Origin of the sequence: Novosphingobium sp., assembly GCF_036803765.1 — a bacterium.
Classification (GTDB): domain Bacteria; phylum Pseudomonadota; class Alphaproteobacteria; order Sphingomonadales; family Sphingomonadaceae; genus Novosphingobium.
In genome coordinates this window covers 122,952-134,734 of record NZ_DAIRTS010000007.1, presented here as the reverse complement: position 1 = coordinate 134,734, position 11,783 = coordinate 122,952, and the positions used below count along the sequence as shown (strand labels likewise).

Here is an 11,783-nt window from a genome sequence, read left to right as displayed (position 1 = left end):
TCACCGTTCCTTGTCAGGCCAGCGCCTTGACGAGCGCGCCCAGCCCCACCGAATTCGACCCTTTGACGAGGATCGCGTCCCCGCCGGAAATGCCGATGGCCGCCAGAACGGCGGCTGCTTCGGCACTCGTCTGCACATGATCGACTTGCAGCGTGGCGGCAAGCGGGTCGCCGGCGCTTTTCCCCAGTGCCTGCGCCAATGCGGCCATTTCCGCGCCGACCAGAATGGCGTGGCTGACCCCGGCGGCGAGCAGCGGGGCGGCGAGTTCGGCGTGGTAGCGATCCTCGTCGGCACCGAGTTCGCGCATTGCCCCTAGCACCGCGATGCGGCGCGCGGCGGGTGTCGCGCCCAGCCCGGCGAGCGTCACCGCCATCGAGGCGGGATTGGCGTTGTAGCTCTCGTCGATCAGCAGAGCTGTACCGCTGCCGTCGCCACCATCGGCTGCGATCGCATGGCGCGCGCCGCGCCCGGCAAGGCCGGCCATCTCGGCCAGCGCCAGCCCGGTCGCGCCGAGATCCCCGCCGACCGCCTGCACCGCGGCCATGACCGCGAGCGAATTGATGATCCAGTGATCGCCTGGCTGCGCCACCGTGTAGCACAGCTTGCGCGCGCCCATTTCGGCGGTCACCATTTCGGCAGTCACGAGCGACCCGCCGCCGGGTGCCGCGACCGCATCGAGCAGGCGCACGTCGGAGTGGGCGGCACGGCCGAAGCTGAGGACCTGCGCGGCGTGGCACTCGGCCTTGGCGCGCAGGCGTTCGTAGTGCGGACTGTCGGCGGGCACGATGGCGATACCGCCCGGCTCCAGCCCCTCGAAGATCTCGCCCTTGGCGTCGGCGATGCCGTCTTCGCCGGAAAAGTGGCCGATATGCGCGGGAGCGATCGTGGTAACGATGGCGACGTGCGGGCGGACCAGTCGGGTCAGGGCGGCGAGTTCGCCGGCATGGTTCATGCCCATCTCGAAGACGCCGAACTGCGTACGCGCGGGCATCCGCGCCAGGCTCAGCGGGACGCCGACATGGTTGTTGTAGCTCTTGACCGAGCGGTGGGCGCGGCCGCGGCTGCCCCGATCGAGCGCCGCGAACAGCGCTTCCTTGACCGATGTCTTGCCCGCCGAGCCGGTAACGCCGATCACGCGCGCCTCGTCGGTCAGGCGCGCCCGCGCGGCGCGGCCCAGTGCGTCGAGCGCGGCGGACGTATCCTCGACCAGGATATGCGGATGCAGGACCGGATGCTCGACCAGCGCGGCGCCCGCGCCGCGGCCGAAGGCGCCGGTAACGAAGCGATGGCCGTCCGCGCTCTCGCCGCGCAGCGCCAGGAACAGGTCGCCTTCCATCACTTCGCGGCTGTCGAAGGCGACGCCGCCCACCGAAAAGTCGGCCGAGGCCTTGCCGCCCGTGGCGCGCGCGATTTCGCTGGCGCTCCATAGTGCGAGGGGCAGGTCGTTTTCGCTATCCGGCGGCCCGTCGAGCGGCCAGTCGATGAGGGCGGCCAAGGCTGTCACTGGTTGGATTCTCCCACGCATTCGCGGGCGACCTGCACGTCGTCGAACGGCAGCACCCGCATCGCTTCACCACGCCCCACGATCTGTCCCTGTTCGTGCCCCTTGCCCGCGACCAGCACGATGTCGCCCTTGCCCGCCTCGGCGACGGCGGCGGCGATGGCCGTCCGCCGGTCCGCCACTTCGCGCGCCTTGCCATCGCATCCCGCCAGCACCGCGGTACGGATCGCGGCCGGATCCTCGCCGCGCGGATTGTCGTCCGTGACGATGACGACGTCCGATCCGGCGCAGGCGGCGGCGCCCATCGGGCCACGCTTGCCGGTATCGCGGTCGCCGCCAGCACCGATCACGGTGATGAGGCGGTTGCCGACATGCGGACGCAGCGCGGCGATCGCCGCCTCGATCGCGTCGGGCGTATGCGCATAGTCGACATAGACCGGCGCGCCCGCGCGATTGATCGCGGCGCGTTCGAGCCGGCCACGCACCGGCTGCAGCCGGGCCAGCGCATCGATGGTCATGCCGGCATCGCCGCCGGTGGCGATGACGAGGCCTGCGGCAACGAGCGCATTCGCCGCCTGGTACGCACCGATCAGCGGCAGCGTCACTTTGCGGGTGGTCTCACCCACCGTAAGTTCGAGGATCTGGCCCAGCTGCGTCGGCGTGCGCGAGACGAGGCGGATCGCCTCGCCCGCCGCGCCCACGGTGACCGCCTTCAACCCACGCCGGCGGACATGATCGAGCGCCTGCGCGCTCCAGGCATCGTCGGTCCAGACCACCGCCGCGCCGTCCGCGGCGACGACATCGTCGAACAGCCGCATCTTGGCCTCAAAATAGGCCTCCATCGTCTCGTGATAGTCGAGGTGGTCGCGGCTGAGATTGGTGAAGGCGCCAGCGACGACGCGCAATCCCTCGTTGCGGTACTGCGACAGGCCGTGGCTCGAGGCCTCGTAGGCGACGTGGCTGACGCCCTCGCGCGAAAGGCCATGCATGTTCGACAGGAAGGTGACGATGTCGGGCGTGGTCAGCCCGGTCGAGACGCTCTCATCCGCCGTGGTCACGCCGAGCGTGCCGATCGAGGCGGCGGAGAAGCCGGCCATGCGCCACAGCTGGCGTGTCATCTCGACGGTCGAGGTCTTGCCGTTGGTGCCGGTTACCGCCACCACCGTCTCGGGCACCGGCGCAAAGAACGGCGCGGCAAGGTGCGCAAAGGTGCGGCGCGGCTCGTCGCTGGCGATATGGACCGCGCCCTCGACCCGCGCCTCGGGCCGGGCGACGATGGCCACGGCGCCGGCCGCGATCGCGGCGGGAATGAAGTCTTCGCCATTGACCTGCGTCCCGCGAAACGCGCCAAACACGGTGCCGGGCGCAACCTTGCGGTTATCGATGGCAAAGCCGGTCACGTTGAGCGCACCGGCCGCCTCGGGCAGTTCGACCCCAAGTTCGATACTGGCCAATCCGGCAAGCACACCCAGCTTCATTCCCCATCTCCATTGCCGATCAACGGCGACAAATCCGAAATATCCACGTCACGGCTGGCATCGGGCACGACGCCCAGCAGCGGCCCGATGCGCGGCACCACGCGGCCGACGATCGGCGCCGCGTTCCACGCCGCCGTACGCTGGCCCGAGGTCGCCGCAGTCCCCTGCGGCTCGTCGAGCATCGAGATCACCACATAGCGCGGTTTGTCCATGGGGAAAGCCGCCGCGAAGGTCGCGACCAGCGAGGTCTTGCGGTAGCCGCCCGCGCCCGGCTTTTCCGCCGAGCCGGTCTTGCCACCGACGCGGAAACCCGGCGCATCGGCCTTGCGGCCCGTGCCATCGGCGACGATCATGCGCAGCAGCTGGCGAATGCGCGCGCTCGTCGCGGCCTTGAACACGCGGGTGCCCGCAGGAACATGCGCGGGATCGACCTTGAACAGCGTCGGCTGGCGCCAGATGCCGCCGTTGACCAGCGCGGCATAGGCACAGGCGAGGTGCAGCGGCGTCACCGCGATACCGTGGCCGTAGCTGACGGTCATGGTCGTGATCCGGCTCCAGTCCCCGGCCTTGTTCTCGCCGCGCGGCCAGAGCGGGAAGCCGCGCGCCGGCAGCTCGATCGTCGGGCGGCGGTTCATGCCCAGCGCCATCATGGTCTGGCGCAGCAGCGGCCCGCCAAGCTTGTCCGCCACCTGCGCCGTCACGATGTTCGACGAATGGATCAGCGCCTCGGGCACGTTGAGCGAGGCGCCGAAGTTGTGGCTGTCGTGGATCGTGCGCCCGGCAATGTGCAGCGGCCCGGCGGGGTAACGCACCGACAGGTCGGTCACGACGCCGGCGTCGATCGCCGCAGCGATGGTGATCGGCTTGAACGTCGACCCGAGTTCGTAGACCTGGTTCGACACGCGGTTGAACACCAGGTCGTTGAATGCGCGGTCCGAACGATTGGGATTGAACGATGGCAGCGAGGCCAGCGCGATAACTTCGCCGCTGTCGACGTCGAGCACGATGCCCGCCCCGCCCTTGGCGTTGCTTTCCTGCATCCCGCGCAGCAGTTCGTCCTCGAGCGCGCCCTGCGCCCGCGCGTCGATCGACAGTTGCACCGGCGTGCCACGCTGCGCCGGGTCGAGCAGGCGCGGCTCGAGCATCTGCTCCATGCCGACGTGGCCCTTGCCCTCCTCGTCGACGTAGCCGAGCACGTTCGCGGCAAGCGAGCCTTGCGGGTAATAGCGCTGGTTCTCGCGCGGGAATTCGAGCGCGGGTTCGCCAAGTGCGAAGACCTTGTTGGCTTCCTCGGGCAGCACGCGCTTGTGCAGGTAGCTGCCCTTGTCGGACTTCAGGCGGGTGACGAGGTCGTTGTAATCCGCGTCGGGGAAGATCTGCACCAGCGCCCGCGCGACCTCCTCGGGCGTCTTGACCAGCGGCGAACCGCCCTCACCCAGCGCTTTGGGATTGAACCACAGCGAGTAGGACGGGAAGGCGCGCGCCAGCGGCATGCCGTTGCGATCGGTGATCTCGCCGCGCGGCGGCAGCAAGGCCTCGGCGAGCGAACGGCGATCGGGCGCCTGCTCGAACAGCCCGAGCTGACCGATGCGCACGATCGCGGTCAGCGTCAAGAAGACGAAGAATACCGCAACGAGCAGCACGCGGACCTTGGCCATGACCAGCGCGCGCTGACGCACGCTGGCGAGCTGGACCCGGCCGGAGGCCAGGGCGGCGGAGGCGGTCAGCTGGTTCACCGGCTCTTTTTCGCTCCCGTCTTCGCGTCACCATGCGCGGCCGCGCTGGCGACTCTGGTAGCAGCCTTGGTCGCCTTGCCGCCAGTCGCCGGCTTCGCCGCTGCGGCAGACTTGGTCTTGTCGCCGGGCTTGGTCTTCGCGGCCTTCTTATCGCCGGCCTTGCTCACCGTTTTCTCGGGCGCTGCCGCCTTGCGGGTGCCGGCGGCATGAAGGGTGCCGAGCTTTTCAGCCAGCGTAGCGGTGGCGGCAGCATGATCGACCGGCCGTGCAGGAACGCCGGGGCCGGCGTCTTCTGCCGTCGCATCGGCGCGGCGCGTCTCGCGCACTTCCGGCTCGCCCTCATGCGTGTCGGACAGCTGGCGTGCGCCAGCGGCGATGCCGGGGAACGCGGCCGCCGCGATCACGCTGTCATCCACCGTCGCCACGCGGATCGGTGCCGGCGCGTCGGGTTCGGCGGGCTTGCTCAGCACGGCGAGCTGGCGCTCGTTCTCGAGGTACTGGCCGGCGATCGGCGCGACATAGCCGAACTCGAGGTCGTTCCATGCCTTGAGCTGCTGCTGGTTGGCACGGGTCTCGAACTCGGTCTCGAGGTACATCTTCTGCTGCTTGAGCGCGACGATCTGCGCGTCGGCATGATGCACCTTGCTGCGCACCGCATTGACGCGGAACGACAGGATCATGACCAGCGCGCCGCATACCGCCAAGAGCGCGAGCCAGCCGATCGAGCGCAAGTTCTGGGCAGACAGGATCATGCCGGCAGGCTCCCCGAAAGCGCGCGTGCCGGGGCGGCGGTCCGCACCGCCCAGCGCAAGGTGGCAGACCGGGCGCGCGGGTTGCGCGCCTCTTCCTCGGCCCCGGGGCGGATCGCCTTGGAGGGCTTCTCGAACACGGCCGCGAAGGCGGCGACCTGCTGCGGCAGGTGGCGCGAGCCGGCCGGCGTCTCGCCAGAGGCCTCGCGCAGGAACTGCTTGACGATGCGATCCTCGAGGCTGTGGAAGCTGACCACCGCCAGCCGCCCGCCGGGCGCCAGGATGCGCTCGGCCGCGTCAAGCGCGGCACGCAGTTCGTCCAGTTCACCGTTGACGTGGATGCGCACCGCCTGGAAGCTGCGCGTCGCCGGATCCTTGGGCGCGCCGGGGCGATAGCCGAGCGCCTTGCGCACCACCGCGGCGAACTGGCCGGTCGTGGTCAACGGGCGCGCGGCGACGACGGCGCGCGCGACGCGGCGCGACTGGCGTTCCTCGCCATAGACGTACAGCACGTCGGCGATGGCGGCCTCGTCCGCCTCGTTGAGGAAGTCGGCGGCGCTCATGCCGTCCTGCGACATGCGCATGTCGAGCGGGCCGTCGCTCGAGAAGGCAAAGCCGCGCTCGCGCTGGTCGAGCTGCATCGAGCTGACGCCGATGTCGAGCACCACGCCATCGACGCTGGCAACGCCTGCCTCGGCCATGGCCTCGGCCATTTCGGAAAACCGGCGCGGGTGCAGCACCAGCGTCGGCGCCGCGCCCTGCGCCGTCACCTGCGTTTGCGGCCACAAGCGGCCGGCGGCGATCGCGTCGGGATCGCGATCGAAGGCATGCACGGTCGCGCCGGCATCGAGGATGCGGCGGGTATAGCCACCGGCGCCGAAGGTGCCGTCGACGATCACCTGGCCGGGCGCGGGGGCAAGCGCTGCGACCACTTCGTCGAGCAGCACGGGAATGTGCGGGGCGGATGCGGGAGAGACGCTCACTTGCGCTTCCCCTTCTGCGCGGCTTCGGCCAGCAGCGCGCGGCAGGTCGCCTTGGCGCCGTCCCAGCCGCTATCCATGGTGAACAGCACTTCGGGTGCCCAGATCGTGAAGAATTCGCCGCCACCGTGGAAATAGAGCGCGTCGTCGACGCGGGCCTGCTCGCCCAGGTGGTCGGGCAGGATGAAGCGACCGGATTCGTCGAAGCTGGCGCGCAGGAAACCGTAGAGCTGTGCGGCGCGGGTATCGGGATCGAAGTCCTCGCCGCGCTTGAACGCCATTTCTTCCTCGCGCGCGATCCGTGCCGGGAACGTCTCGACCCGCGAAAGCCCGAAACCGGTCAGGCAGGGAAACTTGTGGTGGCGATCGAGGCAGAGCACGCGCTGGCCTTGCGACGCATCCTTGACGGCGGCGCGGAAATCGGCGGGCAGCACGAAGCGGTTCTTTTCACCACGCGGTGAAAAGCCCTGCCCCCAATAGTTTGACGGTGCTCCCGCCACGCCCTGTCACCACCTTGCCCGCAGGGCACAGGCTTCCCGTCCACGTCCGGCGTGCACGCACCGAACGCCCCATCCCCCGCGGATGCGACATGAAAGCTTGCCCTGATGCAGGCAATCTATCGCGGGACTTTCCGGGCGGAAAGGGGAAAATGCGGGAAAACGCGTCCAACCGCTGATCTACCTGCAGTTTTATACGTAGTTTTGACTGGGGATGACAATTTGTTCTTTTAATGTTCCTTTAAGCAAACCCAGCAAACCCGTGCGTTTTCCGAATCAAAGACAACATGAGTCAGGATCGTCCCGTGTTTTCCCGCAAATGGCCCGGTCGGAGGGGCGTGGCAGCCGGAACAGGCGTCCAAGCGCGGCTCAATCCTGGGTCTGGACGCCCCAGCTGACGTGGCGCGCATCGTGCGCGCGGGCGAGGTGCGCGACGATGGAATCGAGGTCCGCACCGGCGGCCCCCGAGCTGACCAGCGAGGCGCGGATCTCCACCTGTCCCTCGCCCTGCGGCACGATGTCGACGTCCGCGACCGGATAGCGCATCAGCTCGAGGTGATCGACCAGCACGTCGCGCAAGGCCGGGGCATGGCCGGGATCGGTCACGACGGTGACGACATAGGTCGCCTCGATCCCGCCCTCGTCCATCGGGAAGCGGTTGATGGCATTGACCAGCGGGCGCAGCAGCGTGTTCCCCGCCAGCACGAAGACGGTGAGCGATGCCGCCTCGGCCGCCATGTCGGTGCCGGCACAGGCGCCGACCGCCGCCGAACACCACAGCGTCGCCGCGGTGTTGAGCCCGCGCACGTTCATGCCTTCCTTCATGATCACCCCGGCGCCGAGGAAACCGACACCCGAGACGACATAGGCGATGACATGGATGGCCGCGTCATTGCCGCCGAGGCGCTGCGCCAGGTCGACGAAGGCGGCCGCGCCCAGCGCGACGAGCGCATTGGTGCGCAGGCCGGCGGTGCGCTGGCGATATTGCCGCTCTGCGCCGATCAGCGTGCCGAGTACGAAGGCCAGCGCATAACTGACCAGCGAATCACCGAACGAGGCCGCCTGGAAGGTCTCGAAAATGCGCAAAGCCCGCCTCCTTCCGCCTCCGCTGGCGTCAGGGCGAGCCGTTAGCCCCTGGATCGGCGGCGTCAACCGCCGCTTGGCCCGATCTCAGCGCTGGGTGCGCAGGTACGCGATGATGTCGGCCCGATCGAGCGGATCGCTGACGCCGCTGAACATCATCGCGGTGCCGGGCACGACCTTCTGTGGGCGCTGAATCCAGGCATCGAGGGTGGGCGCGTCCCACGTGCCTTTCGCATCGCGTAGCGCTGCCGAATAGCCATAGCCGGGGCGATTACGCCCCATCGGCTTGCCGTAGATGGCGTGGAGGTTCGGTCCAGCCATGTCGGGCGCACCCGCAGCCACGGAATGGCAGGCCATGCACTGGCCGAACCGCCGCTCGCCCGCTCCCACGTCCGCAACCTTGAGCAGGGCATCGAGCGTCGGGTTCGGCCCCGCCGCCCGCAGGCGCTGCTCGTGCTTGGGGTCCGAGCACCCGGCCAGAAGTGCCAGCACGGACAGGGCAATGAGACCTGGCCGCATCATGCCTGCCAGCGCGCGGCGAAGAAGCCGTCGATCCCGCCGACATCGGCGAGCATGCCGGGATCGCTGCGCAGCCAGCCCTCGGCGGTGGGCACGATGCCCGCCGGCAGTTCGTCTGCGGCGATGGGCAGCGGCTGGAGACCGGAAACGCCACGCGCCTGCGCCTCGCCTTCCTCCGGCTCGAGCGAACAAGTGGCATAGACGAGAACGCCGCCGGGCTTGAGCCAGGTGGCCGCGCGCGCGAGCATCGCCGATTGCAACGCGGTCAGTTCGTCGAGTGCAGCGTGGCGGTGCAGCACGTCGGGATGGCGCCGGCAGGTGCCGGTGGCGCTGCACGGCGCATCGACCAGCACGGCATCGAATGCCGCCTCGGGCTGCCAGGTCAGCGCATCGGCGGCCACGACATCGGCCTCGAGGCCCGTGCGCCGCAGATTGGCCCCCATGCGCTCCAGCCGGCGCGCGGACTTGTCGAGCGCGGTGACGGCCCAGCCCATGGCGGCCAGTTGCATCGTCTTGCCGCCCGGTGCGGCGCAGAGATCGAGCGCGCGGCGCCCCTCGCCCGCGCCCAGCAGCCGCGCCGGCAGGCTGGCGGCGAGATCCTGGACCCACCAGGCCCCTTGCGCAAACCCGTCGAGCGCCTCGACCGAACCGGCGCGTGCCAGCCGGACGTGGCCCGGCATCAGCGCGTGCCCACCCAGCCGCTCCGCCCATTCCTGCGTGGAGGCAGGATCGCGCAGCGTGAGGTCGAGCGGCGGCGGCGTGGCGATGCCGGCGGCGATCGCGGGCACGCGACCCGGCCAGGCCGCGTCCCAGCGCGCGGCGGCGGCGGGCGGCAGGCTCGGCGCTTCGGGCAGTGTGACGCCGCGCTTGAGCAGGGTGGAAAAGACACCATGCGCCAGCCGGCGCGGCCCGCCCTGCAACAGCGGCAGCCCGGTCGCGATCACCGCGTGCGGCGGCAGGTCGAGCCGCAGCGCCTGGGCCAGCATGATCTGCAGGACGCCGCGCGCCTTGGCATCCTCGGGCAGGACCTGCTGCGTCGCACTGTCGATCAGCGCGTCGAGATCGGCCAACCAGCGCAGTGCCTCCTGCACGATCGCCATGGCCAGTGCGCGGTCATCGCCACGCTCGATCGCGCGCAGCACCGGGGGCGCGGCCTGATCGAGCGGGTCGCCCCGGCGCAACACGCCATCGAGCAGGCGCAGCGCGGCGCGGCGGGCGGGCACGCCCGGCGTTTCCATATCCTGTGAAGTTCGGCTCATCGCCCGGCCTATCGCGCCTTGGCGGCAGTTTGGCAATGACCGCCCCTTTTGCCGATTGCGCCCCTTACGGCAAAGGCGCATGGCGATGGGCATGGAAAACGCAAACCCCGCCAACCGGCAGCGCGCCACGCAGCGGCCTGCCACCTTCGCCAAGCCCGATCACTGGTCCAACGATCCGGCCCCGGCTCCACGCGCGGTCGAGCGCGGCGAGGATCCCGATGGTCTCGACCCCACCCGCTTCGGCGATTGGGAAAAGAACGGGATCGCGATCGACTTCTGAACAGGCCCTAGACCGGTCGCCTTGCGCGCAGGGCCTGCGCCAGCGTGCCCTCGTCCATGTAGTCGAGCTCGCCGCCGACCGGCAGGCCATGGGCCAGCTGGGTTACGCGCACCGCCATGTCCTCAAGCCGCTCGGCTATATAGTGAGCGGTTGTCTGCCCCTCGAGCGTGGCGTTCATCGCCAGCACCACTTCGTCCACCCCGCCGGCGCGCACGCGCTCGAGCAGGCGGCCGATCGACAGGTCCTCGGGACGAATGCCTTCGAGCGCCGACAATCGCCCGCCGAGCACGTGATAGCGCCCCGTGAAAAGGCGCGCGCGGTCCAGCGCCCAGAGGTCGGCCACGTCTTCCACCACGCAGAGCGCGCGCTGGTCGCGGCGCGGGTCGGCACAGATGCCGCAGGGGTCGGTGGTGTCGACATTGCCGCAGACGTGGCATTCGACCAGCCGCTCGCGCACCTGTTCGAGTGCGGTGAGCAATTGCGGCAGCGCGCTCTCGCGCCGCTTGATCAGCCACAGCACCGCGCGCCGCGCGGAACGGGGGCCGAGGCCCGGCAGACGGGCCAGCGCGCTCGCCAGCGCCTCGATCTCTTGCGATGCCATGGCGCGACAGATAGGGCCGCGCTCTGGATTGGAAAAGGACCGATTGCGCGATGCGCCTGATCTTCATGGGCACGCCCGACTTCGCGGTGCCGACGCTCGAGGCGCTGGTGGCCGCGGGCCACGAGATCGTGGCCGCCTATAGCCAGCCGCCCCGCCCCGCCGGGCGCGGCAAGAAGCTGCAACCCTCGCCGGTTCACCTCGCGGCCGAGCGCCATGGCATTCCGGTGTTCACGCCGGTCAGCCTCAAGCCCGCCGACGAGCAGGCCCGCTTCGCCGCGCACGGCGCCGAGGCGGCGATCGTCGCCGCCTATGGCCTGCTGCTGCCCCAGGCGATCCTCGATGCGCCGCCGCTGGGGTGCCTCAACGTCCATGGCTCGCTGCTGCCGCGCTGGCGCGGTGCCGCGCCGGTGCAGCGCGCGATCCTGGCGGGCGACGTGCATACCGGAATCACGATCATGCAGATGGAGCGCGGGCTCGACACCGGGCCGATGCTGGCGACCGTCGCAACGCCGGTGGCGGGCAAGACCGCGGGCGACCTGACCCACGAGCTGGCCGCACTGGGCGCGGACCTCATGGTGCGCGTGCTGGCCGACCTTGGCGCGTTCGATCCCGAAGTGCAGCCCGAGGCCGGCGTGACCTATGCCGCCAAGATCGACAAGGCCGAGAGCCGGCTAGATTTCAATTCCGACGCTGAACAGGTCGAACGCCAGGTCCGCGCCTTCGCCCCCGCGCCGGGCGCCTTCTTCGAGCTGGACGGCGAGCGCTATCGCGTGCTGGCCGCCGAAGTCGCGGAAGGTGAGGGCGCGCCGGGAACGGTGCTGGACGACCGGCTGACGATCGCCTGCGCGCAGCGTGCATTGCGCCCGGTGATCGTGCAGCGTGCCGGTCGGCCGGCGATGGAGACGGCGGCGCTGCTGCGGGGGCGGGCGATTCCGGCGGGGACGACGCTGGCATGAGGCTTTTTGCCCCTCCACCACCCGCTGCGCGGGCGGTCCCCCTCCCCGCCTGTCGGCAGGGAGGATCGGCCAAGCTCCTCCCCATGCAATGGGGAGGTGGCAGGCGCGCAGCGACTGACGGAGGGGCGCAGCCTGTCGCAACCC

Annotated in this window: 12 protein-coding genes; 2 read left to right on the top strand and 10 right to left on the bottom strand. The window is 70.0% G+C overall.

Annotated features, from left to right (window positions below):
- Positions 1-13 precede the first annotated feature (13 nt).
- The 9 genes from V7Q48_RS06780 to V7Q48_RS06740 form a co-directional block, all read right to left on the bottom strand.
- Positions 14-1,504, bottom strand: coding sequence for a UDP-N-acetylmuramoyl-tripeptide--D-alanyl-D-alanine ligase (locus V7Q48_RS06780; RefSeq protein ID WP_333837058.1), 1,491 nt, complete (start codon positions 1,502-1,504; stop codon positions 14-16).
- Positions 1,501-2,979, bottom strand: a complete 1,479-nt coding sequence (locus V7Q48_RS06775; RefSeq protein ID WP_333837056.1) for a UDP-N-acetylmuramoyl-L-alanyl-D-glutamate--2,6-diaminopimelate ligase — start codon at positions 2,977-2,979, stop codon at positions 1,501-1,503. The genes V7Q48_RS06780 and V7Q48_RS06775 overlap by 4 nt, the downstream gene beginning before the upstream one ends.
- The gene (locus V7Q48_RS06770; protein ID WP_442947103.1) at positions 2,976-4,715 is read right to left on the bottom strand and encodes a peptidoglycan D,D-transpeptidase FtsI family protein; all 1,740 of its coding nucleotides are present in this window, start codon (positions 4,713-4,715) and stop codon (positions 2,976-2,978) included. The genes V7Q48_RS06775 and V7Q48_RS06770 overlap by 4 nt, the downstream gene beginning before the upstream one ends.
- On the bottom strand, positions 4,712-5,467 hold the full coding sequence (locus tag V7Q48_RS06765) for a hypothetical protein (RefSeq protein WP_333837055.1): 756 nt from the start codon (positions 5,465-5,467) through the stop codon (positions 4,712-4,714). Before V7Q48_RS06765 ends, V7Q48_RS06770 begins: the two co-directional genes overlap by 4 nt.
- Complete coding sequence (gene rsmH, locus V7Q48_RS06760; protein WP_333837053.1) at positions 5,464-6,447, bottom strand: 16S rRNA (cytosine(1402)-N(4))-methyltransferase RsmH; 984 nt, start codon at positions 6,445-6,447, stop codon at positions 5,464-5,466. Before rsmH ends, V7Q48_RS06765 begins: the two co-directional genes overlap by 4 nt.
- A complete protein-coding gene (locus tag V7Q48_RS06755) occupies positions 6,444-6,944 on the bottom strand; it encodes a division/cell wall cluster transcriptional repressor MraZ (protein WP_333837050.1) in 501 nt (166 codons plus the stop codon). Before V7Q48_RS06755 ends, rsmH begins: the two co-directional genes overlap by 4 nt.
- A 366-nt stretch (positions 6,945-7,310) precedes the next feature.
- A complete protein-coding gene (locus tag V7Q48_RS06750) occupies positions 7,311-8,027 on the bottom strand; it encodes an MgtC/SapB family protein (RefSeq protein WP_442947102.1) in 717 nt (238 codons plus the stop codon).
- 84 nt (positions 8,028-8,111) lie between these two features.
- Complete coding sequence (locus tag V7Q48_RS06745) at positions 8,112-8,516, bottom strand: c-type cytochrome (RefSeq protein WP_333837048.1); 405 nt, start codon at positions 8,514-8,516, stop codon at positions 8,112-8,114.
- Positions 8,517-8,542: 26 nt separating this feature from the next.
- The gene (locus V7Q48_RS06740) at positions 8,543-9,781 is read right to left on the bottom strand and encodes an RsmB/NOP family class I SAM-dependent RNA methyltransferase (RefSeq protein WP_442947105.1); all 1,239 of its coding nucleotides are present in this window, start codon (positions 9,779-9,781) and stop codon (positions 8,543-8,545) included.
- 112 nt (positions 9,782-9,893) lie between these two features.
- On the opposite strand from V7Q48_RS06740, the gene V7Q48_RS06735 reads away from it, so the two are divergent.
- On the top strand, positions 9,894-10,082 hold the full coding sequence (locus V7Q48_RS06735) for a DUF1674 domain-containing protein (RefSeq protein ID WP_333837045.1): 189 nt from the start codon (positions 9,894-9,896) through the stop codon (positions 10,080-10,082).
- Positions 10,083-10,089: 7 nt separating this feature from the next.
- On the opposite strand, the gene recR is transcribed toward V7Q48_RS06735, so the two are convergent.
- On the bottom strand, positions 10,090-10,683 hold the full coding sequence (gene recR / locus V7Q48_RS06730) for a recombination mediator RecR (protein WP_333837044.1): 594 nt from the start codon (positions 10,681-10,683) through the stop codon (positions 10,090-10,092).
- 50 nt (positions 10,684-10,733) lie between these two features.
- On the opposite strand from recR, the gene fmt reads away from it, so the two are divergent.
- Positions 10,734-11,639 carry a methionyl-tRNA formyltransferase gene (gene fmt / locus V7Q48_RS06725; protein ID WP_333837043.1) on the top strand — a complete coding sequence of 302 codons (906 nt, stop codon included), beginning with the start codon at positions 10,734-10,736 and terminating at the stop codon, positions 11,637-11,639.
- Positions 11,640-11,783 lie beyond the last annotated feature (144 nt).

What these genes read in the sequence shown, in the direction of transcription:
- V7Q48_RS06765 (WP_333837055.1), bottom strand. Translation starts at nt 5,467, where the DNA reads ATGATCCTGTCTGCCCAGAACTTGCGCTCGATCGGCTGGCTCGCGCTC.
- V7Q48_RS06775 (WP_333837056.1), bottom strand. Translation starts at nt 2,979, where the DNA reads ATGAAGCTGGGTGTGCTTGCCGGATTGGCCAGTATCGAACTTGGGGTC.
- recR (WP_333837044.1), bottom strand. Translation starts at nt 10,683, where the DNA reads ATGGCATCGCAAGAGATCGAGGCGCTGGCGAGCGCGCTGGCCCGTCTG.
- fmt (WP_333837043.1), top strand. Translation starts at nt 10,734, where the DNA reads ATGCGCCTGATCTTCATGGGCACGCCCGACTTCGCGGTGCCGACGCTC.
- V7Q48_RS06735 (WP_333837045.1), top strand. Translation starts at nt 9,894, where the DNA reads ATGGAAAACGCAAACCCCGCCAACCGGCAGCGCGCCACGCAGCGGCCT.
- V7Q48_RS06740 (WP_442947105.1), bottom strand. Translation starts at nt 9,781, where the DNA reads ATGGAAACGCCGGGCGTGCCCGCCCGCCGCGCCGCGCTGCGCCTGCTC.